This window comes from Exiguobacterium sp. FSL W8-0210 (assembly GCF_038006045.1).
GTDB lineage: Bacteria > Bacillota > Bacilli > Exiguobacteriales > Exiguobacteriaceae > Exiguobacterium_A.
This window is the reverse complement of sequence record NZ_JBBOUK010000001.1, coordinates 830,049-852,547: the sequence shown is the minus strand read 5'-3', so window position 1 is coordinate 852,547 and position 22,499 is coordinate 830,049. Positions and strand designations below refer to the sequence as shown.

Here is a 22,499-nt window from a genome sequence, read left to right as displayed (position 1 = left end):
CAAGAAAAAGTGCACGCCTTCTCTTCCCGAGAAAGCGTGCACTTTTTGCTATGTTCATTAAATTTTAAATTGATGTGTCTGACTGTCAAGCGACGTCGTCGTCGATTCGAGTTCTTGCATCAATTGATGAATCTGTTCGAACGAGGCCTGTTGATCACGCATCGAAGCAGCGATCTCTTCATTTCCGGCTGCAAGTTCTTCCATGACGCCACTGACTGTACTGACTTGACCAACGACATGGCGGGCTTGTTGTTTCGAATGTACGAGTTGTTTCGTCACATAATCGAGTGTTTCGGTCACACTCGCTACTTTTTGACGCGTCTCACCGAATGCTTGCTGGACGTGCGTAAAGTTCTCGACCTGGTTCGTCTGCTCCCGCTCCGCTTGCACGAGTGCTTCTTGTAAGACAGCCCCGTCCTGACGAATCGAACGGACGAGTGAGAAGATCGAGCGTGTCGCCTCATTTGTCTCGTCCGCTAACTTTTTGACTTCACTTGCCACGACGGCAAATCCACGACCGGCTTCCCCAGCCCGTGCAGCCTCGATAGCCGCATTGAGTGACAATAAATTCGTCTGCGCAGAGACTCCCGCGACGAGTTGTGCCATCTGCTCGATTTGTTTCGTCTGTTCTAAGAAACCTTCCAGTTTCTGACCGAGTTCGCGATTTTGTTCTGTTGACGCGCGAAGTGACCGTGCTTGCTGTTCCATGACGGAACTACTTTGAACCATCACGTGATCGGCCGCTTGTCCTTCTGCATAAGCGGTTTGTGCACGTTGTTCACTCTCCTCGAAGAGCTGTTGCATATCGGACATCGTACTGACTGTCGTCTGGATATCGTCCGACACCGTTTGTGTACCACTCGCCATCTCATTAATCGCATGGGTCATGTTACCAGAAACTTCGACGATGTTCGCGTTCTCCGTCGTCGCTTCCGTACTCATCTGACGAATCGTGTTCGACGAGCGACTGATCGTTCCGATGACCTCATGTAAAGTTCCTTGCATCTGCGCAACAGCCGTCTCGAGTCGACCAATCTCATCTTTTCGACCGGATACGACCAGTTCCTGTGACAAGTCTCCATCCGAAATTTGCTCTGCTGTCCGGACGACACGGCAGATCGGTCGCGTGATACTACGTGCGAAGTACCAATTGTATAACGCTAGACCAATCAGGAGGAGGAATGTCGCGATTAGGACGGTCCGCGTCAAATTCAATGTCTCGTCTTTTTCCTCACGTTGTAAGACATCATAAAACTCCCCATTTTTCGTATGTAACGTATAGAGATCACTAAGGACACCTTCGATTCGTGCAGCATGGGAGCGAATGTCAATCGGATTCACCGCGTCCGTCAGTTCCGTCCGTTTTGCAGCGAGCGTCTTATACTTCATATCCGCCCGGTTCAACTCTTCTTGAAACGCTGGAATCAAATATGTCTTCTGTAGCTGATTCAAAGCTTGCTCGTTCTTCCTACTAAGAGCCTGAACCTGCTCCGCCTGACTCTCAGACGGTTGGCTTGCCAGTCGGTTCCATGCTGCCTGTTCATATAAGAGCTTCGTTTCGAGTTCTGAAATTTCAACGAGTTGTTTCCCGTAGTCTTCGTCATAGGATTGAATTTGACGGAGTTGGAACAAGGTCCATCCCATCAAGATGACGACACTCAAAATCGTCACTAATGTTGAGAGTAAAAATCGTTTCCGTAACGTCATTGGATCGTCACCTTACCTTCGAGCACATCTTGTTGCAGCTGCTCTAATTTTTTTCGTTCCCCGTCCGTAAAGTTCGTATTACGGATTGGAGCCAACTGGATTGCCCCTTCTTTGACACCAAGGACGACTTGTCCAGATTGGAGTCCTTTTGCATCCACATCTTGTCCGATTTTCGTAATCGCAAGATCAACTTGTTTTAGCATCGACGTCATGACTGCGTCAGGCGCGATCGGGGTCTGATCGCTATCAACACCGATAGCTTTTTTCCCCTTCGTTTGCGCTGCCTCAAGGACGCCGCTCCCTGTTAACCCAGCAGCTGCATATAACACGTCTGCCTTTTTCTGCATCATTTCGTTTGCAAGCGTCCGTCCCTTTTCGGGCGCCGCAAAGTCCTCCGCATATTCGACGAGTACCTTTGTTTTCGGATTGACGGCTTTAGCGCCAGCTATGTATCCTTTTTCGAACTTCTCAATCAAAGGCGACTTCATCCCACCGACGAAACCAATCGTATTCGTCTTGGTTTGGATTCCTGCAGCGGCACCCGCTAAGTAGCTTCCTTCGTCCTCTTTGAACGTAACCGAGAGTACGTTCGGTAACGTCGAGACGGCATCAATCAAGGCGAATTGTTGTTTCGGATATTTTTTAGCAACGGTCTCAAGATCTGTCTGCCCCATGTAGCCGAGTCCGACGATAACGGTCGGCTTCTTTTTCGCTAACGTTTCAAATGCTGTTTTATAGGTCTTCGTTTCGTTTAATTCCCGGTAATCGATCGACCAGCCTTCCTTCTCCCGTAACAACGCCATACCGCTCATCGCTGCATCGCTGAATGATTGATCGCCAAGACCAACATCCGATAAGACGACCGCCATTTCTTTTCGCTCCTTGACTGCCCGTTCTGGATCATCGATGACACTACCGCATCCTGCAAGGCTTAGTGTCGATGCCAGTATGATTCCACTCCATCGTTTCATTCATTCCACACCCTTCCGACATTCTACATCTGATTATCGGAAACGATGTCTGACTTTTTAATACAAAATCCAAATTCAGAATAATCCCACAACAAAAAAACATGCCCCTCTAAAAAAGAGGGACATGTGACATATTCTTAGTAGTCGCTATCAGACGTACCACCAGTAACGATTGCGATTCCTGCTGAAGCCCCAATGCGTGATGCACCTGCATCGATCATTGCTTTTGCACCTTCGAAGTCACGAACGCCACCAGACGCTTTAACACCGATATCAGGACCGACTGTCTCACGCATGAGACGGATATCTTCGACTGTTGCACCACCTGTTGAGAAACCAGTTGATGTTTTCACAAAGTTAGCACCTGCTTTAACTGAAAGTTCAGCAGCTGTTTTGATTTCTTCTTTTGTAAGAAGACAGTTTTCAAAGATGACTTTAACGAGCGTACCGTTCGCCGCTTCGACAACTGCACGAATATCACGTTCTACTAACTCAAGATTTCCATCTTTTAGTGCGCCGATGTTTAAAACCATATCGATTTCTGTTGCACCGTTTTGAATGGCATCCTTTGTTTCGAATGCTTTCACTTCTGGCGTGTTTGCTCCAAGTGGGAACCCGATGACTGTACATACTTTCACGTCATCATCTGACTTTAAGAGTTCTGATGCTAACGCGACGTATGTCGGGTTAACGCAGACGCTTGCGAATTTGTATTCTAATGCTTCTTTACAGAGTGTTTCGATTTGAGCACGTGATGTTTCTGGCTTCAGTGCCGTATGGTCGATCATTCCTGCTAAATTCATGATTGTTATCCTCCTTAAGGCTTCCCTTTGACTCTGATATTATTCTATCACGCAAGAGGTCTGACTTCTATCTTTTTACGCGACTTTTCGAAGCTGTTTTTTTCGAATCCAGACTCCATTGAGTGTAAAGACAATCGCTGCTGTCCAAATACATGTAAACGCCACCATGTGTGTTTTAGTAAACGGTTCATGATAGAGCAAAACACCGAGTCCAAGCGACAAGGTTGGTGCGACGAATTGGAGGAATCCGACCCATGTGAACGGAATCCGTTGTGCCCCGAATCCGAATAACAAAAGTGGAACAGCGGTGACAATCCCGGTCAAGATGAGTCCGGTCGTCGTACCGACAGATTCGGTCATCGAAGACGTCCCTTGTACTTGCCAATAGCCGAGGAAAATTAAAGCAAGCGGAAGCGGCGCCATCGTCTCGAGCGTCAGACTGACCGTTGATTCGAGTGGTCGCCGCTTTTTGACGACGCCGTAAAAGCCGAAGCTTAAGGCAAGTGCGATCGAAATCCATGGAAACTCGCCGTAGCCAATCGTCAAAATCAAGACACCGATCGTTGCAAGGACAATCGAGATCCACTCGATCCGTGAAAGCTTTTCCCGAAAGAAGAAGACACCAAAGACGATGCTGACGAGCGGGTTGATATAATAGCCAAGTGATGCCTCGACAATGAATTGGTGATTGACGGCCCAGATATAGATGAACCAGTTCAGACTGATGATCAGTCCGTTTAAGAAAAAGAGTCGGCGCGTGAACGGATCGCGCAGCGCCGTCTTCCACTTCCCAAGCGCTTTTTGAAATGATAATAAGATGAGCAGAAATAAGAATGACCAGATGATCCGGTGTGCCAGTATCTCTTCACTCGGTACATTGGCGAGCATCTTCCAGTAGAGCGGTAAGAGTCCCCAAATGATATACGCGACAAGCGTCGCAAAGAATCCTGGTAGATTCACGTAATCCCCTCTTTCATTATGATACCTTTTTCATTCGCATTTTCCCTGCCGATAAACCGCTGATCGTAAAGAGAGCAACAGCAATCCAAATGAACAGGAAAGCGATGAAGTGAATCGTCGTAAAGACGTCATTAAATAGATAAATTCCAAGGAGCAGCGTCAGCGTCGGGGCAATGTATTGGAGAATCCCGACGTAGACGAACGGGATTTTCGGCATTCCGTATCCGAATAACATCAATTGGACTGCTGTTGCGATTCCGAGCATGATGATCGCAATCAATGCACTCGTCGGCATCGCAAGCGGTTGACTATCTGTCACACCAAGCGTCAAGAGAGCGAACGGAAGCGTGACGAGTGTCTCTAAAAATAATCCGGATAATGGTTCGGCTGCTGCCTTTTTCTTTAGTACACCGTAAAACGCGAACGAAACGGCAAGTGAGAAGGCGATGATCGGAAATTGACCATAACCGAGCGTTAAAATCATCACACCGGTGATTGCTGATAAAATCGCGATCACTTGCGGACGCGTCAATCGTTCTTTAAAAAAGATCAGGCCGAACAAGACGCTGACGAGCGGATTGATGTAATACCCGAGTGACGACTCAACGATATAGCCTTCCCCGATGGCATACAGATAGAGCGACCAGTTCCCACCTAATACGAGCCCTGCCGCAAGCACGGTATAGCGCTGGCGTTTGTTTTGCCATAATTGACGAACGAATTGGAATTTCTTCGTCAGGCGTAGTAACAACGTCACGAAGATGAACGCACTCAATATCCGAATTGAAACGACCGTCCATGCTGGAATACCAGCAGCAAATACTTTGTAGATCGGCAACAGTCCACCAATCACGTAGGCGACGAATGTCGCACTCATACCCCGTTTATCCACGGTCATCCCCCTTATGTATGAAGAAAGCCGCCAGTGGCGACTTTCATTGAACCTTATTGCCCGTCAAGCGTCGTAAACAACTCGCGTAATTCTTCTTCTGTCAAATCACGCCAAGAACCAATCGGTAAATCGCCAAGCTCGATATTCATGATCCGGACGCGTTGGAGACGCTTAACTCGGTAGCCGAACTCTTTACACATACGGCGAATCTGACGATTTAATCCTTGCGTCAAAATGATCCGGAACGTCCGTGTCTCAAGTGGTTCAACGATGCATTCCTTCGTTGTCGTACCGAGAATGTCAACACCACTCGCCATCCCTTGAATGAACGTATCCGTAATTGGTGCATCGACGGTTACGATATATTCTTTGTCGTGATTGTTTTCTGCTCGTAAGATCCGGTTAACGACATCACCGTCATTCGTCAAAAGAATCAAGCCGTCTGAATCTTTATCGAGGCGACCGATTGGGAAAATCCGCTTCGGATGATTGACGAAATCGATGATGTTTCCTTCGATATCAAGCTCTGTCGTACACGTGATGCCGACTGGTTTATTTAAGACGATGTAGACAGGTTTTGGTTTTGTCTGGAGCGGCTGACCGTCGATTTCGACGACGTCCGTTTCTTCAGCTTGCGAGCCGAGTTCTGCTGTCAGACCGTTGATCGTCACACGACCTGCATCGATCAGTTTATCGGCAGCACGTCTTGAGCAAAAGCCTGTTTCGCTAATGAATTTGTTGATTCGCATGAATGATATCCTCTTTCCTTAATTGAACTGTATTCAGTGTAGCGCATTCCTGAAATGAAAACAAAAAAAGTGGCAAAGAAAACCAGAGGTTCCCTTTGCCCTTTCGATTAGACTGCAGCGTCTTTAAGTGTCTGCATGATGCGGACGAATTGACCATCGTTCATCGGATAGCCCGCTTTCGTGATTTTGACACGAACGAGTTGTCCGATCATTGACTCATCGCCTTCGATTGCGACACGTAGATAGTTATCCGTGTAACCGACGAGACGACCGCCTGCTTCTTCCGAGAATTCTTCCGGAATGATTTCAAGCAGTTCTCCCTCATATTTCGAAGCATATTCCTTCGCGAGTTGATCCGATAAGGCGATCAAACGCGCGACGCGTTCTTCTTTGATTGATTCCTCGACTTGATCGTCCATCATCGCAGCCGGTGTTCCTGTCCGTTTCGAGTACGGGAAGACATGCAATTCACTGAACTTATGATCATTGATGAAGTTGAACGTTTCCATGAACTCTTCTTCCGTCTCGCCTGGGAAACCAACGATGACATCTGACGTGATTGCACAGTCAGGCAGGACTTCCTTCAGACGCGTGATCCGTTCTCCGAATTCCGCCATCGTATATTTACGACGCATCCGGCGAAGGACCGTATCGGATGCAGACTGGATCGGAACGTGCAAGTGACGAACGACGATCGGTGAGTCCTTCAGGACATCGAGTACCTCGTCCGTGATTTGACTCGCTTCGATCGACGAAATCCGTAAGCGTTCAAGTCCATTAACGGATTCAAGTGCTTTAAGTAGTTTCGCTAAGTTGTAGTCTTTTAAGTCTTCACCGTATCCACCTGTATGGATTCCCGTCAAGACGATTTCTTTGTAACCCGCATCAACGAGCTGTTGTGCTTGCTTCAAGACATCTTCCGGTTGACGAGACCGCATGAGACCACGTGCCCATGGGATGATACAGAACGTACAGAAGTTGTTACAACCTTCTTGAATTTTCAGGGAAGCCCGTGTCCGGTCCGTAAAGGCCGGTACATCCAGTTCTTCATAGACTTTTGCTTTCATGATGTTTCCGACCGCATTGATTGGCATGCGTTCTTCACGGAATTGTTCGATGTATCCAATCATTTTATGCCGATCTTGTGTTCCGACGACGACATCGACGCCAGGAATCGCCATGATCTCAGCAGGAGACGTTTGAGCATAACAACCCGTTACGCAGATGACACTATCCGGATTTTGGCGAATCGCCCGTCGGATGACTTGGCGACTTTTCTTATCTCCGGTATTCGTGACCGTACATGTATTGACGACATACACATCCGCATGATCCGCAAAATCAACGCGTGCGTAGCCAGCGTCCTTGAACAGTTGCCAGACAGCTTCTGTTTCGTAATGGTTGACTTTACAGCCAAGCGTTTGAAAGGCAACAGTTGCCATTTCGTTCACCCTTTCAATTCAAAATGATACGAGACGGCGGAAAGGACATAAAATGGTGCCGTTTCCGTCCGTAAGATGCGACGCCCTAGAGCGGCTTTTTTAAAACCGGCATCCGTCAAACGTGCGATTTCTGCTTCAGCGAACCCACCTTCAGGTCCGATGACGACAAGAAGGGAATCACCCTCTTTCAATCCAGCAAGCGTCGTAGCGAGGACGGAGGTCTCCCCTTGTTTTGCTGATTCTTCATAGGCAACCAGACAAGCCGTATAGTTCGATGCATCCTGTAAGACTTCATCATACGCCACGAAGTCGACTGTCGGCAAGTGGGCACGGTACGATTGTTCCGCTGCTTCCTTGACGATTTTTTCGAGTCGTTCAATCTTTTTCGGAACCTTCTTTTGATCCCATTTCGAGACGGAACGGTCGGCTTCGAAAATTCGTAGATGATGGATCCCGAGTTCTGTTGCTTTTTGGGCAACGAGTTCGATCTTATCGCCTTTTGGCAATCCATGGGCGATCGTCACACGAATCGGTAATTCCGTCTCGATCGGTAGAGTCTCTTCGATCCGGGCAGAAGCCGCTTGTTTATCGAGTGCTTCCAGACGGCACCGGTAAAGACCTGTCCCGTCGAGTACGAGAATCTCTCCGCCGACTTCCATCCGCATGACGTTTTTCATATGGTGTGCGTCGTCTTTCGGGAGATGAAATACATCTCCCTGACGCATCGAGGGCTCGACGAAATACCGTTGCATGTGTTTACGCCTCCCGTTTCGCGATGATCGCGACCCAGTCCTCAAGCTTCGTCGTCTCGACGATCGTAAATCCTGCTTCTTGCATCGCTTGGACGACCATATCCTTCTTCTGACTAATGATACCGGAAGCGATGAAATGACCACCTGGTAACGTCAAAGTATAGGCATCCTTGACGAAAAGGAGGATGACTTCCGCTAAGATGTTCGCGACGATCAACTCGACCGGCTCACTCAATTCCTTCATCAAGTCGCCTTGGCGAACCGTGATCTGCTCACTGACTTCGTTCAAAGCGACGTTTTCCGTCGCTGATTTGACAGCGACTTCGTCTAAATCGAGTGCAAAGACATCCTTTGCTCCAAGCTTCGCTGCTGCAATCGCGAGGACACCGGATCCCGTTCCGACATCGACGACACGGTCTTGCTCTTGCAAGTAGTTCTCAATCGCTTGAATACAGAGAACCGTCGTCGGGTGTGTTCCCGTTCCGAATGCCATACCTGGATCGAGCTCGATGATTTTTTCATCCGGCTGTGGCGTGTAGTCTTCCCACATCGGGACGACCGTCAAATGGCGACTGATCTTGACTGGCTTATAGAATTGTTTCCATGAATGAGCCCAATCTTCTTCATCTACTTGAGTCAGCGTGACAGCACCCGTGCCAATCGACAGACCGAAGTTCGTCAACTGTTGGATGTCATGTTCGATGCCTTTGATCGTGTCCGTCAAATCGCTGCTTTCTGCAAGATACGCCTTCACGAGTACACCTTGTGTCGGATACTCGTCTCGTTTCGTCTCATCCCAAATTTCACCGAAGTTATCTTCGCGGTGGGACATCATCTCGAAATCTTCGACGTCCTCGATGACGACTCCGCTTGCTCCCGCTTCATGTAAGATGTTTGAAACTGCTTCGATGGCTTCTTGTGTCGTATGGACACAGATCTCTGACCATTTCATTTCTTGTCACGCTCCTCTGTAGTGATCACCCTGTGAAGAATGTCTTGATCCGGCTGAAGACACCTTCGTGTTGCTCTTCGACACCTTTTTCATCGCTGATTTCATTGAATTCCCGTAAGAGTTCTTTTTGACGTTCCGTCAGATTCTTCGGTGTAATGACGACGACATTGACGTACTGGTCGCCATGGTGACCGGACCGAACGTTCGGCATCCCTTTTCCGCGGAGACGGAATCGTGATCCTGTCTGTGTTCCGGCTGGAATCTTCAGACTGACCTTACCGTGAACAGTTGGCACTTCGATCTCATCGCCAAGTGTTGCTTGCGCGAATGTAAGTGGCATATCCATGACGATATGATCGTCGACACGTTCGAACAGTTCATGTGCTGCGACACGAACGACGACATACAAGTCACCCGCTGGTCCACCGTTGACACCAGCTTCCCCTTTTCCTGCTAAGCGGATTTGTTGCCCATTGTCGATCCCTGCTGGAATTTTGACACGGACATCTTTGTTTTTACGAACGCGACCGGCTCCACGACATGTTTCACATGGCTCCTTGACAATTTGTCCACGGCCATGACACGTTGAACATGTCGTTTGGTTGACGACACGACCGAACATCGTGTTTTGTTCGACGTTGATGTGACCCGAACCACCGCATCGTTTACATGTTTCTGGATGTGTTCCTGGTTTAGCACCAGAACCATGACATGTACCGCAATCTTCTTCGACTGGGATCGTGATCGTCTTCTCGACGCCTGTGACCGATTCCATGAAGTCGATTTCCTCGACGTATTGTAAATCCTGTCCTTTACGTGGTGCGTTTGGATCTTGACGACGTCCGCCACCGAAGAACATGTCGAAAATGTCTCCGAATCCTTCAGCTCCACTGAATCCACCGCCACCTTGCGATGGATCTTGGTGACCGAATTGGTCGTAACGTGCTCGTTTATTGTCATCGGATAACACTTCATACGCTTCCGATAATTCCTTGAATTTCGCATCCGCATCTGCTTCCTTGTTGACGTCCGGGTGATACGTCCGGGCAAGCTTACGGTACGCGCGTTTGATTTCCGCTGATGAGGCATCGCGCGCGACGCCTAGTACTTCATAATAATCGCGTTTTTCCACGTGCAGTCTTCCTCTCTCTATTCCGATTCATTTCATACTGTTTGATTTTACCGAACTTCGTGCGACATGGAAAGAGCCAAAGCGCGGATACGCTTTGGCTCTCTCTAGCGCCCGAAAAATCGGTCGGATGAATTACTTGTTGTCTTTCTCGTCGACTTCTTCGAACTCAGCGTCCATGACGTTGTCGTCTTGACCACCAGCTTGTGCGCCTTCAGCGCCCGCTTGTTGCTGTGCCATGTTCTCGTAGACTTTTTGTGTCAACTCTTGAACGACTGTCGACAATTCGTCTTTTGCAGAACGGATTGCTTCGATGTCTGTTCCTTCGAGAGCTTTTGTTACTTTTTCTTTTGCAGCTTCTGCTTTTTCTTTATCAGCGTCAGCGACTTGCTCACCGAGGTCTTTGATTGCTTTATCTGTTGCGAAGACGAGTTGGTCTGCTTCGTTGCGTAATTCGACTTCTTCTTTACGCTTGTTGTCTGCGTCCGCGTTTGCTTCTGCATCTTTGACCATTTGCTCGATATCCGCTTCAGTCAAACCGCTTGATGATTGGATCGTGATCGACTGTTCTTTGTTCGTTCCGAGATCTTTCGCAGAAACGTTAACGATACCGTTCGCATCGATGTCGAATTTAACTTCGATTTGTGGCACACCACGTGGTGCTGGTGGAATGTCCGTCAATTGGAAGCGACCGAGTGTTTTGTTATCTGCTGCCATTGGACGTTCCCCTTGGAGGACGTGGATGTCAACAGCTGGTTGGCTGTCTGCCGCAGTCGAGAAGACTTGTGATTTCGAAGTCGGGATCGTTGTGTTACGATCGATCAATTTCGTCATCACGCCACCCATTGTCTCGATACCGAGTGAGAGTGGAGTTACGTCGAGAAGAACGACGTCTTTGACGTCTCCTGTCAACACGCCACCTTGAACCGCTGCACCGAGGGCAACGACTTCATCCGGGTTAACCCCTTTGAACGATTCTTTACCAGTGAAATCTTGGATTGCTTTTTGAACTGCAGGAATACGAGTCGAACCACCAACGAGGATGATTTTGTCGATTTTGTCTGGTGTCAGACCTGCATCGTTCATAGCACGGCGTGTTGGTTCCATCGTACGTTCAACGAGATCTGCTGTGAGATCGTCGAATTTCGCGCGTGAAAGTGTCATTTCCAAGTGAAGTGGACCTGATGCGCCAGCTGTGATGAACGGAAGGCTGATTTGTGTTGAAGAAACACCTGAAAGGTCTTTTTTCGCTTTTTCAGCTGCATCTTTCAAACGTTGAAGCGCCATCTTATCTTGAGCAAGATCGATGCCGTTTTCTTTTTTGAATTCTGCTACGAGATGGTCGATGATTTTTTGGTCGAAATCATCTCCACCAAGACGGCTGTCACCAGCAGTTGAAACAACTTCAAAAACGCCATCACCGAGTTCAAGGATCGACACGTCGAACGTACCGCCACCAAGGTCATAGATGAGGATCGTGTGATCTTCGCCTTTTTCGAGACCGTATGCGAGTGCTGCCGCTGTAGGCTCGTTGATGATCCGTTTTACATCAAGACCAGCAATCGTACCAGCGTCTTTTGTCGCTTGGCGTTCTGCATCGTTGAAGTAAGCAGGTACTGTGATGACAGCTTCTGTGACTTTTTCACCGAGGTAGTCTTCTGCTTGCGCTTTTAGTTTTTGAAGGATGATCGCAGAGACTTCTTGTGGTGTGTAGTCTTTGCCTTCAACTTCTACTTTATAGTCCGTACCCATATGACGCTTGATCGACATGATCGTGTTCGGGTTCGTGATCGCTTGACGTTTTGCGACTTCCCCTACTTGACGCTCGCCGTTTTTGAATGCGACGACAGATGGTGTCGTACGGTTTCCTTCTGCGTTAGCGATGACGACTGGTTCGCCACCTTCCATTACTGCAACACATGAGTTCGTTGTACCTAAGTCAATACCGATGATTTTTGCCATGATCTATTTCCTCGCTTTCAATGATTGGAATAATAAAGTGCAAGCTGGTTACTCAGCTACTTTAACCATACTCGGACGAATCACACGATCGTGCAATTTGTACCCTTTTTGGAATTCAGCGATGACGACGCCTGATTCGTGTTCTTCGCTCGCTTCTTGAACGACCGCTTGGTGTAAGTTCGGATCGAACGCTTCACCGACAGCTGGAATCTCGACGACGCCTTCATTTTGAAGCGTTTCGACGAGTTGACGTTTCACCATTTCGACACCCGTCAAGACGGATTTCGTTTCTTCGTTTTCCGTCTCGATTTGGAGCGCACGGTCCAAGTTATCGACGAGTGGCAATAGCTTTTCGACGATGGCTTGTGAAGAATACTTCGCGCGATTCTCTGCTTCGACACGGTTGCGACGTTTGAAGTTCTCAAAATCCGCACGGAGGCGTAATTCTGAAGCTTTCGCTTCTGCGAGTTGTGCTTCGAAGTCTGGTTTCTCATCTTCGACGAGATCCGCTTGGATGACTTCTTCTTCTGTGACTTCGACGGTTTCAGTCGGCTCTGTCACGTTTTCTTCTTGTTGGAGGTTTTGATTCTGTTCTTTTTCTTCCACTCTGAATCGAGCCCCTTTCTATATTCAATCCAAATTGTTCTTATGCAATTCGGTTTGGAATGCTTGAAGTAGATGGATGATCGAGTTGATTCCCCGATTGTAATCCATCCGTTTCGGTCCGATCAAGGCGAGTGTCCCGATCGAGACACCGTCGACCGAATAATGGGCCCGGATGACGCTACAATCTTTTAATGCATCCACATTGTTCTCACTCCCGATCGTAATCAGGATTTGATTATCGAGATTCGGTCGGAGGAAATCGAGAACGGCTTCTTGCTGTTCGATCAACTCGAGAACAGGTCGTAGTTTTGCGACGTCCTGAAATTCAGGTTGATCGAACATGTTGGCTTTCCCGCCCAGATAGATGAGCGGTCGCTCCTCTTGATCCGTCAAGACGAGATCAAGTGCCTTCGAAAGCAATACCGTCTGTTCAGAATGCTCTGAACGGAAGCGACGGATTTCCTCGAGCAGGCGACTGCGTAAGGCTGAGAGCGGCGTACCGCGTAACGTCTGATTCAGACGTTCCATCAGCCGGCTCGCTGCTTCCTGGGACAACGCTTGATTCAATTGCAGGGTCTTGTGTTCGACATGTCCCGTCTCCGTTACGAGAACGATGACGACACGACCTTCGGCAAGAGGAATCAATTCCAGATGATGCAAGCGTTGCCCCTCTTCTTTTGGTCCAAGTACAAGCGTCGTGTAATGGGTTAAATCGCTCAACAGGTCTGCTGTGTGCCGAATCAACCGATCATTCTCATTCACGGAATGGGCAAAGAGTGATTTCAATGCCTGCGCTTCTTTTGGTGTGATGCTTTCCGGACGAATCAGATGGTCGACATAAAAACGATATCCGAGTTCGGAAGGAATCCGTCCTGCGGAAGTGTGTGGCTTTTCAATCAGACCCATCTCTTCGAGGTCCGCCATCTCGTTACGAATGGTCGCGGAACTGAACGTCACGTCGTCTCGCTTGGAGAGCGTCCGTGAGCCGACGGGTTGAGCAGTCTTGATGTAATCATCGACGATTGCACGTAAAATCAACAATTGACGATCCGTCAGCACCTTCTTCACCACCTTATTTTGTTAGCACTCACTTTTAACGAGTGCTAATTACATCTTTTACTATAAGGAATTGTCCGCCCGATGTCAACTGAATTACGTGTCCCTTTGAACAGTTTCCCATTCTGCGATACAGTGAAACAAAGAATGGAAAGGATGAATCGGATGATTGAATTATTGGCAATGGCGGGAGTCTTTGTCTGGCTGTTCATCGCGGTCATCGGAACGACTGCGTATTTTTTAAGGAAATCCAAAAAATGAAAAGAAGCGGTATTCCTCTTTTTTTAAGGGAACACCGCTTCCTTTCATTTATTCAAGACTCATTGAACCTGCGCTTCACCGATGAACTCTGCAAAGACTTCGTTCGCTAACGGAATACCCGCTGGCGTTAAACGGATATGTGTCTCCGTCTGTTCGACGAGACCGTTTGGCAATAAACGTTTCATGACATCACCAAACACATCTTCAAACGCTACTCCATATTTTGTCCGGAAACGTTCGAGTGATACGCCATCCTTCATTCGAAGTCCGAGGAACATCTCTTCTTCCATCCGCTCTACGTTCGTCAACGGCGTCTCTTTTCGAACCGGTAACCCTTCCGCCTTGATATAGTGCGGAATTGGTGCGATGTTCGCACGACGCGTCTGATTGATGTAGCTGTGTGATCCTGCACCGAATCCGTAGTACTCATCGTTTTCCCAGTAGACGCGATTATGGCGACTCTCTTTTCCTGTTTGTGCGAAATTCGAGATCTCATACTGCGCATATCCACCTGCTTCGATCGTATCAATCATCACTTGATACATCTCAGCCTCGAGATCTTGCGTTGGTAAAGGTAACTTTCCTTTTCGCTCTTGAATCGCAAAGACCGTATGCGGTTCTAAAATCAATGAATAAGAAGAGATATGCGTGATCGGCAATTGAAGTGCCCGCGTGACATCGTAGCGGACCTGATCGAGCGTCTGATTCGGTAACCCGAACATCAAGTCGACGGAGATGTTATCAAACCGTTTTGCTGCTGCGTCGAGCGTCTGCGCGACTTTCGCTTCCCGGTGCGTCCGACCGATGCGTTCGAGCAACCCGTCATCAAATGATTGGACACCAAAACTGACGCGGTTGACACCGCCCGCTTTCATGATATCGAGTTTCTCTTCCGATACACCGTCCGGGTTCGACTCGACCGTGTACTCTAAATCATCGCCTGTCAGTGGCAACAAGTGCTTCTGGATGATTTCCATCAACCGTTGCATCTGTGGTTCATTCAAAGCGGTTGGTGTCCCGCCACCGATGAAGATCGTCTCGAGATGATCCGTCGGGTATTGTTTCAACGTCAGTTCGATTTCGCGTTCGAGCGCATCGAGGTATTCATCGACGGGCTGATTCTTTAAAAAGACTTTATTGAAATCACAGTAATAACAAATATGTTCACAAAAAGGGATGTGGACATATGCGGCGCGTATTCCCATTTCGCCTCATCCTTTCTCTATAAAAACCAAAAAGGGGACGCAAGCGCCCCCCACCTGTTTAATCTTCGTCCATGGATAGAACGGACATGAAGGCTTCTTGCGGTACCTCTACTGAGCCTACCATCTTCATGCGTTTCTTACCTTCTTTTTGCTTCTCGAGCAGCTTCCGTTTCCGAGAGATATCTCCCCCGTAACATTTCGCGAGAACGTTCTTCCGTAATGCTTTGATCGTCGAACGAGCGACAATCTTCGTTCCGACTGCTGCCTGGATCGGCACTTCAAACTGCATCCGCGGAATCAGTTCTTTCAACTTATCAACGATGACTTTCCCGCGTTCGTACGCGAAGTCACGGTGAACGATGAAGCTGAGCGCATCGACGTTCTCGTTGTTGAGCAGGATGTCCATCTTGACGAGACGCGACTGTTGATAGCCGATCAATTCATAATCAAGTGACGCATACCCTTTCGTACTCGATTTCAACTGATCGAAGAAGTCGTAGACGATCTCAGATAACGGTAACTCATACGTGATTTTGACACGTGTCGTATCGATGTATTGCATGTCAACGAATGTCCCACGCTTCTTCTGGCACAACTCCATGATCGCACCGACGTAGTCATTTGGTGTCATGACAGCAGCCTTAACGAACGGCTCTTCGATGAATTCGACTTTTTGCTGATCCGGCATCTTCGATGGGTTATCGACGTGCAAGACTTCACCCGCTGTCGTCGTCACGTGATAGATAACCGATGGCGCCGTCGTGATCATATCGATGTTGAATTCACGTTCGATCCGCTCCTGGATGATTTCCATATGGAGCATCCCGAGGAATCCACAACGGAATCCGAATCCGAGTGCTTGTGATGTCTCTGGTTCGAACTCAAGCGCCGCGTCACTAAGTTGTAGTTTTTCAAGCGCTTCTCGTAAATCGTTGTATTTCGCAGCATCGATTGGATAGAGTCCGCAGTATACCATCGGATTCATCTTACGGTATCCTGGCAGTGCTTCAGTAGCTGGCTGTTTCGCAAGCGTAATAGTATCCCCGACACGTACGTCGCCGACCGTTTTGATCGAAGCAGACAACGTCCCAACATCACCGACCGTCAATTCTTGCTGACGTAATGGTTTTGGTGTCGCAACGGCAAGTTCCAGAACCTCAAAGTCCTTACCTGTCGACATCATCCGAATCTTATCGCCGACTTTAACTGTTCCGTTGACGATTCGAATCGATGCTACGACACCACGGTAAGCGTCATAATAGGAGTCAAAGATCAATGCTTCGAGTGGTGCAGACGGATCACCCGTCGGCGCTGGTACTTTCTCGACGATTTGTTCGAGAATTTCTTCAATACCGATCCCTGCTTTCGCAGAAGTCGGAACGGCTTCAGATGCATCAAGTCCGATGACATCTTCGATTTCTTGACGGACGCGTTCGACATCCGCAGAAGGTAAATCGATTTTGTTAATGATCGGAAGGATTTCGAGATCGTTGTCGAGTGCTAAGTAAACGTTCGCAAGCGTCTGCGCTTCGATTCCTTGCGCCGCATCGACGACGAGGACAGCCCCTTCACAAGCTGCAAGTGAACGCGAGACTTCATATGTGAAGTCGACGTGTCCAGGTGTATCAATGAGGTGAAGAATGTAATCTTCCCCATCTTTTGCTGTATACTTCAATTGAACAGCGTTGAGTTTAATCGTGATGCCACGCTCACGTTCGAGATCCATGGCATCAAGTGTCTGATCTTTCATTTCGCGCGATGTCAACGCGCCAGTTTTTTCTAAAATTCGGTCAGCGAGTGTCGACTTCCCGTGATCGATATGGGCAATGATCGAGAAGTTACGAATACTCTTCTGCCGCTTTAAACGGTCTTCATTCGTCATGTTTAGAGTCACCTTACCTTATTTTCAAACGTACATACGGTTCATTATACCAAAAAGCGCTTCACTGTACTATCTCGTTTTGTTTTACCCGAAAAACAAAATGTGAAGATTCCCTAGACGTCGTATTGCTTTTAAGAAAAACGTTTGCTACAATTGTGTTTGTTCTGTTGAACGATAACTGCAGATATGCGAATATAAATCTCGAATGAGTTTTATTGGAGGTGAATCATCCATGGCTAACATTAAATCAGCAATCAAACGCGTTAAAACAGCTGAAAAACGCCGCGTCGCTAACGTACAACGTAAATCGGCAATGCGTTCAGCGATTAAAGCAGTCGAAACTTTCGCAGCTGAAGGTAACAAAGACCAAGCGGTCCTTGCTTTCGCTACAGCTTCTAAAAAAATCGACAAAGCTGCTGCTAAAGGTCTCATCCACAGCAACAAAGCTGGTCGTGACAAATCACGTCTCGCTAAACTCGTAAACGCACTTTAATTCTTTCCGAAGAATACGGTGATGGGTCGCCACTAGGAGGGTTCTCCAGTGGCGATTTTTTATATGATCTAAAATGGCGGACGAAGGACTCGTGTAAAACGATTCCTTCGTCCGCCATTTCTTGTCTTACTTGTCGTCTAGACGATCGATCATGACATAGTGAAGACCGAGCCCTTCAATGAGGAACGGTTCTCCAACACGTTCCAGTCCGAGGCGTTCATAAAAAGGAAGTGCCGTGACGCGGGCGTTACACCACCAAGCTGTCACTTGTCGTTCTTTCAATAGACGACGGGCTTCTTCGATCAGCGCCCGACCATACCCTTCACCACGCACGTCTTCACTCGACGCCATGCCACGAAGCTGATACGTCGCTCCTGGCGCTTGTGCATGCGATTGTTCCGAGAAACTACCGATTGCGACAATTTGTTGTGCTTTTATCCCGCCGAGATGAAACGTCGATGGCAAGGCATCGTCTGGATAAACACATGCTTCACGTGGTTGATGTGGACGTAACACATCATGCCGTAATGGGATGACCTCTTCTGCTGTAATGATCTGGACTTCCATCATCGTTTGCCTCCTCTTATAGCGTCGCTAAGCGAACAATCAACGCATCGAATAAAATTTTCTTATCACCGCGTCCTGTTTTCATACCTTCATCTGTCGTCGTGATGGCGATGAGTGCTTGCTCGAGCTGCGCAAACGTAAACCGTTTGGCAGACTGGAGTGCCAATTTGATCGCATACGGATGAGCTCCGACTTTTGATGCGATTTGTCGTTCTCCGTATCCTTGTTCTGCTAATCGTTTCGACAGCAACATCATCCGGTATTGGCGTGCCATCAGTCCAAGGAGAGCCAACACTTCCTGTCCTTGTTTTTCAAGGTCGCGAATCAAGCGGATCGCTGGTTCGAGTTGACGCTTCATCAAGTAGTCCGTTAATTGAAAGACGTTGTCCTCTAATGTCCGCGGAACAAGCAAATCGACATCCTCGATTTCGATTGTTGGTCGGTCCCCTGCAAACAACATCAACTTCTCAAGTTCATGGGCTAATGTTCCCCACATCTCAGCAGTCAAGAAAATGAGTCGCTCGATTGCCGGACGTTCCATCCGGTATCCTTTGTCGTTGACAGCATCCAGAACGAAGCGGAACAACTCTTCGGTCGTCGGTTTTTTTGCCTCTAGTACCGTCGCGCGCTCCTTCAATCGTTTGACGACGGTTTTTCGTTCATCGAGCTTTTCTGCTTCGACAATCAAGACAACGACTGCGTAGTCCGCCGGTTGTAGGATATAATCCGCTAACCGTTCGAGGTTATGTTGTTTTTTATCTTTTGCCCCTGTCAGAAACGTTGCAGGTTTTGCAACGACGACGCGATAGTCACTTAAAAAGGGTACTGTCTCCGCCTCATCGAGTACTGCATCAAGCGGTTGGTCGTTCAAATCGATTTTCATATAATCAAAGCGTTCTCCGTCCGGAAGAGCCGCTTTCACGATTTCCCGTTCCCATTCTTCTAACAGGTGTCGTTCTGTTCCATATAATAAGTATAAATTCGCTAATTTTCCGTTGACGAGCCAAGGAGTTTTCATCATTCCCACCACATTTCACAGTTTGTTCTTAACTTCATCATAGATAATCCTCTTTTATTCCGCTATACTAGAAGCGGAATCTATTAAGGGGGAATGCAGCATGGCACATTCAGTACGCCCACCAAGTGAAAACGCGTTCGAGAACGATATTCAATCAAAACGCAACGATGCGCTCGACTCTGCCGTTGGTTTTGGTGCATCATTCGGCTTCTTCGCAGTCTTGTTCATCATCGGTGTCGCAATTAAGTTCTTAAGTCTATAATCAGTAAAACAGCAACCTTGGGGGGTTGCTGTTTTTTTATTTTATCATAGGTTCACAGCCCGCTGAAGAACAAGTTACACTCCCGTCCTCATCCGTTCGAAAGACGATTCGATCTGTTCCGATTCGTTCGAGGACGTCCGGATGCGGATGCCCGTATCGATTTTTCCGTCCGACTGACAAGATGACAATTTTCGGATTCGTCTTCCGCAAGAGTTCTTCACCGGTCGACGTGTACGACCCATGATGACCTGCTTTTAGAATATCGATCGGATCAATCGTTAACTCGTCCTCGATTGCTAAACCAGCGTCGCCCGTCAACAAAACACGTTGCTTGGCGATCTGTGCAAGTAATATGATAGACCGATCGTTCTCTTCTTCCTCTCGTCCAGTCGGTGCAAGAACCTGCAACCAAGGACGAATCGTTTGTCCCTTTTGAACGAACTCAACACGCGTCCCAGTTGCTTCGATGGAACGAATCAAATCGTTTCGCTTCTCATCCGTGTTGTCATACGCACCTAAATAAATGGTTTTCACGCGAACTTGACGCAGTACACCTAGAAGTCCACCGACGTGATCGTGATCAGCATGTGTCACGATGAGACCGTCGATTTCTGCTTCTCCTCGTGTGAATAAAAAGGGCGCGACGATATGACTACCTGGATCAAACGGACGAAGCAGTGGATGCGTCGTTTGTTGATAAACGCCACCCGTATCCACGACGAATGTCTCTCCTGCTTTCTCAAGCACGATACTATCGCCTTGCCCGACATCTAAAAACGTGATTTGTTCGGGTGCGCGCCACTCCGTGTAGCCCCATGCCGCAAGTAAAAGGATCAATGGGAGAGCATGCCCCCACCATCTCCGCTCAGCAATGAACCAAGCAATCCCCGTTCCGACAACGACGATCGTCAAGACGATAGGAGAAAATGCTGGAACGGCAACCATCGCCAACGGTAGATCCTCCGCCAGTCGTAACGCTTGATCCATCCATTGAATCGCATACTGATGCGCGATCTGAAACGTTGAACGAATCGGTAAGAACGGAAGGGTCGCAAGAATGAATGATCCCGGAAGAATCACCCATTCAATCCAGCTACCAATCAATAGGTTCAACAATGGCGACCAAATGGAAACAGTCGTCTGTTCAATACCTTGCAAAAAGAGGAGGGTTCCAAACTGTGCCCAAGCACTGATGAGCAGCCAGTTCCAAGGACGACGAACCGAACCCATGAGTCGTCTCGACAGCACAAGAAACAGCGTCAGTCCGACCGTCAATTGGAATCCGATATCGTAAATGACAGTTGGTTGAATCGCCAATTGAAAAGCGGCGACCCCCGCAATGACCTCCACCGGATCTAACGGTTTATGGAAACGACGACCGAGCAACAGAATGATCGCGACAAGAACAGCTCGTGTGACTGGTGGACTCCACTCCGTCAACCATCCGTAAATCGGCAGTAAGACAAGAACGATATCAAGTCGTTTTTCTTTGGTCATTCTGATTTTTCGTAAGACATACAACAGACTAAACACTAAAAAAGCGATATGTGATCCTGAGATGACGATTGCATGTAATAAGCCGAATTTCTTAAACCGTTCGAGCGTCACTTGATCCATTAGTCGATCCTCACCAAATACGAGCGCTTCGACGTAGAAGGCTTGCTTTTCTGGTAGCAATTCTTCAATCCGTTTCAACCATGCTTCACGTACCCGTCTTCCTTCTGCCGCATACCCAGGTGTCGGATGACAGGAATCAAATGAACGGACTTCCCACTTTCCAGCGTAACGATGTGTATGCATGAATTGCTGTTCGTCAAAACCTCCCGCATTCGATTGTTGCCGGACGTCGAGCGGCTCCGTATTGACACGACAGGAGTACCCGATTCGTTCGTATCCTGTCTTTTCTTCTGCAATCGTCGCCGTCAACAGAACCGATTGATCGTTGCTCTCTGCCTCATAGCGAATTCGATCCCCATTACGCTTACCTGATAAAATGTCAACAGACGAGACGTCATGCGGTTCAGGTGACAGATGACCCATTCCGATGAAAAGGCAACTCAGAATGAGCAAACAGAAGAGACGACCAATTGAAAAAGACCATGATTTCATGACAGCAAACAACATCAACGTTACTAACCACCAGATTGATTCTTTAATGGCAACAACGAGTAAGAGCACAAACAGGGCATATAGCGGCATCAGTAGACGATCAGGTAGGATTTAAGCGACTCTAACGTCTTTTCCCCAAAACCCTTCACATCTCCGAGTGATTCATACGTCGAAAATCCTCCCTTCTCCTCCCGATAGGTCAAGATCGCTTCTGCTTTGGCAGGACCGATTCCCGGAACCTCCATCAACTGTTCCGCTGTTGCCGCATTGAGATCAATCAATCCTTTTGGTATCTCTGCTTTTGAGCGTTTCGTTGATTTCGGCTGATCTTTCGTCTTTTTTACCGGCACGATGACTTCCTGTCCATCAATGAGACGTGCCGCAAGATTCATTTGTCGAATGTCCGCTTTCGCAGTCGTCTTTGCTTTTTCGATTGCATCCTTCACTCGATCACCGAGGTGGAATTGATAGGGTCCAGGTGCTTCTACCGCCCCTTTCACATCGACCATGATGAGTTTGTCACGAATCGAGGTCTCCTTTTCTGCTGGCTCTGCTTTTGCCTCTTGTTGTTTATCCGTTAAGGACGGTTGATCGACCATCGCTTCATTCGAACAAGAGGGTAATGGTACGAACAATAAAACGATGAGTAGCAGGACGACGACGAGACCTGCGATTTGTTGCAAACGTGGAACGGTCAAGACGAATCCCTCCTTTTCCCACG

General features: G+C 48.0%; 21 protein-coding genes. 2 read left to right on the top strand and 19 right to left on the bottom strand.

Annotated features, from left to right (window positions below; genetic code table 11):
• Nucleotides 1–57: 57 nt before the first annotated feature.
• The 15 genes from MKY22_RS04405 to lepA all read right to left on the bottom strand — a co-directional run bounded on the left by MKY22_RS04405 (nucleotide 58) and on the right by lepA (nucleotide 17,329).
• The gene (locus tag MKY22_RS04405; protein ID WP_341086945.1) at nucleotides 58–1,707 is read right to left on the bottom strand and encodes a methyl-accepting chemotaxis protein; all 1,650 of its coding nucleotides are present in this window, start codon (nucleotides 1,705–1,707) and stop codon (nucleotides 58–60) included.
• A complete protein-coding gene (locus MKY22_RS04400) occupies nucleotides 1,704–2,678 on the bottom strand; it encodes a BMP family lipoprotein (RefSeq protein WP_341086943.1) in 975 nt (324 codons plus the stop codon). The genes MKY22_RS04405 and MKY22_RS04400 overlap by 4 nt, the downstream gene beginning before the upstream one ends.
• 137 nt (nucleotides 2,679–2,815) lie before the next feature.
• Complete coding sequence (gene deoC, locus MKY22_RS04395; RefSeq protein ID WP_035409273.1) at nucleotides 2,816–3,481, bottom strand: deoxyribose-phosphate aldolase; 666 nt, start codon at nucleotides 3,479–3,481, stop codon at nucleotides 2,816–2,818.
• Nucleotides 3,482–3,556: 75 nt separating this feature from the next.
• A complete protein-coding gene (gene rarD / locus MKY22_RS04390) occupies nucleotides 3,557–4,441 on the bottom strand; it encodes an EamA family transporter RarD (protein WP_290777459.1) in 885 nt (294 codons plus the stop codon).
• Between the two features lie 16 nt (nucleotides 4,442–4,457).
• The gene (gene rarD, locus MKY22_RS04385) at nucleotides 4,458–5,339 is read right to left on the bottom strand and encodes an EamA family transporter RarD (RefSeq protein ID WP_341086937.1); all 882 of its coding nucleotides are present in this window, start codon (nucleotides 5,337–5,339) and stop codon (nucleotides 4,458–4,460) included.
• Nucleotides 5,340–5,386: 47 nt separating this feature from the next.
• Complete coding sequence (gene rluF / locus MKY22_RS04380; RefSeq protein WP_023467446.1) at nucleotides 5,387–6,082, bottom strand: 23S rRNA pseudouridine(2604) synthase RluF; 696 nt, start codon at nucleotides 6,080–6,082, stop codon at nucleotides 5,387–5,389.
• 107 nt (nucleotides 6,083–6,189) lie between these two features.
• Nucleotides 6,190–7,524: a tRNA (N(6)-L-threonylcarbamoyladenosine(37)-C(2))-methylthiotransferase MtaB gene (mtaB, locus tag MKY22_RS04375; protein WP_023467445.1), complete on the bottom strand. Its 1,335-nt coding sequence runs from the start codon at nucleotides 7,522–7,524 to the stop codon at nucleotides 6,190–6,192.
• 5 nt (nucleotides 7,525–7,529) lie between these two features.
• On the bottom strand, nucleotides 7,530–8,276 hold the full coding sequence (locus tag MKY22_RS04370; protein ID WP_341086934.1) for a 16S rRNA (uracil(1498)-N(3))-methyltransferase: 747 nt from the start codon (nucleotides 8,274–8,276) through the stop codon (nucleotides 7,530–7,532).
• 4 nt (nucleotides 8,277–8,280) lie between these two features.
• Nucleotides 8,281–9,228 carry a 50S ribosomal protein L11 methyltransferase gene (gene prmA, locus MKY22_RS04365; protein WP_029341002.1) on the bottom strand — a complete coding sequence of 316 codons (948 nt, stop codon included), beginning with the start codon at nucleotides 9,226–9,228 and terminating at the stop codon, nucleotides 8,281–8,283.
• A 25-nt stretch (nucleotides 9,229–9,253) separates the two neighbouring features.
• A complete protein-coding gene (dnaJ, locus tag MKY22_RS04360) occupies nucleotides 9,254–10,360 on the bottom strand; it encodes a molecular chaperone DnaJ (protein ID WP_023467442.1) in 1,107 nt (368 codons plus the stop codon).
• Nucleotides 10,361–10,492: 132 nt separating this feature from the next.
• Nucleotides 10,493–12,319 (bottom strand): molecular chaperone DnaK, encoded by a 1,827-nt coding sequence (gene dnaK, locus MKY22_RS04355; protein WP_035398411.1) that lies wholly within the window; start codon nucleotides 12,317–12,319, stop codon nucleotides 10,493–10,495.
• Nucleotides 12,320–12,367: 48 nt separating this feature from the next.
• Nucleotides 12,368–12,925 (bottom strand): nucleotide exchange factor GrpE, encoded by a 558-nt coding sequence (gene grpE, locus MKY22_RS04350; protein ID WP_023467440.1) that lies wholly within the window; start codon nucleotides 12,923–12,925, stop codon nucleotides 12,368–12,370.
• Between the two features lie 24 nt (nucleotides 12,926–12,949).
• The gene (gene hrcA, locus MKY22_RS04345; protein WP_341086932.1) at nucleotides 12,950–13,984 is read right to left on the bottom strand and encodes a heat-inducible transcriptional repressor HrcA; all 1,035 of its coding nucleotides are present in this window, start codon (nucleotides 13,982–13,984) and stop codon (nucleotides 12,950–12,952) included.
• 317 nt (nucleotides 13,985–14,301) lie between these two features.
• The gene (gene hemW, locus MKY22_RS04340) at nucleotides 14,302–15,447 is read right to left on the bottom strand and encodes a radical SAM family heme chaperone HemW (protein WP_341086931.1); all 1,146 of its coding nucleotides are present in this window, start codon (nucleotides 15,445–15,447) and stop codon (nucleotides 14,302–14,304) included.
• Between the two features lie 58 nt (nucleotides 15,448–15,505).
• Nucleotides 15,506–17,329, bottom strand: a complete 1,824-nt coding sequence (lepA, locus tag MKY22_RS04335; protein WP_023467435.1) for a translation elongation factor 4 — start codon at nucleotides 17,327–17,329, stop codon at nucleotides 15,506–15,508.
• Nucleotides 17,330–17,561: 232 nt separating this feature from the next.
• Between lepA and rpsT the strand changes: the two genes are divergently transcribed.
• Nucleotides 17,562–17,822, top strand: a complete 261-nt coding sequence (gene rpsT, locus MKY22_RS04330; protein WP_023467434.1) for a 30S ribosomal protein S20 — start codon at nucleotides 17,562–17,564, stop codon at nucleotides 17,820–17,822.
• Nucleotides 17,823–17,948: 126 nt separating this feature from the next.
• Here the strand turns inward: rpsT and MKY22_RS04325 are convergent, their stop codons facing one another.
• Nucleotides 17,949–18,392 (bottom strand): GNAT family N-acetyltransferase, encoded by a 444-nt coding sequence (locus tag MKY22_RS04325; protein WP_341086926.1) that lies wholly within the window; start codon nucleotides 18,390–18,392, stop codon nucleotides 17,949–17,951.
• 13 nt (nucleotides 18,393–18,405) lie between these two features.
• Nucleotides 18,406–19,407, bottom strand: coding sequence for a DNA polymerase III subunit delta (holA, locus tag MKY22_RS04320; RefSeq protein WP_023467432.1), 1,002 nt, complete (start codon nucleotides 19,405–19,407; stop codon nucleotides 18,406–18,408).
• Between the two features lie 100 nt (nucleotides 19,408–19,507).
• Between holA and MKY22_RS04315 the strand changes: the two genes are divergently transcribed.
• Nucleotides 19,508–19,669, top strand: a complete 162-nt coding sequence (locus tag MKY22_RS04315) for a YqzM family protein (RefSeq protein ID WP_023467431.1) — start codon at nucleotides 19,508–19,510, stop codon at nucleotides 19,667–19,669.
• A gap of 36 nt (nucleotides 19,670–19,705) precedes the next feature.
• Here the strand turns inward: MKY22_RS04315 and MKY22_RS04310 are convergent, their stop codons facing one another.
• Together MKY22_RS04310 and MKY22_RS04305 are read right to left on the bottom strand one after the other, a co-directional pair.
• Nucleotides 19,706–21,868 carry a DNA internalization-related competence protein ComEC/Rec2 gene (locus MKY22_RS04310; RefSeq protein ID WP_341086921.1) on the bottom strand — a complete coding sequence of 721 codons (2,163 nt, stop codon included), beginning with the start codon at nucleotides 21,866–21,868 and terminating at the stop codon, nucleotides 19,706–19,708.
• Nucleotides 21,868–22,476: a helix-hairpin-helix domain-containing protein gene (locus MKY22_RS04305; protein WP_341086920.1), complete on the bottom strand. Its 609-nt coding sequence runs from the start codon at nucleotides 22,474–22,476 to the stop codon at nucleotides 21,868–21,870. Before MKY22_RS04305 ends, MKY22_RS04310 begins: the two co-directional genes overlap by 1 nt.
• Nucleotides 22,477–22,499 lie beyond the last annotated feature (23 nt).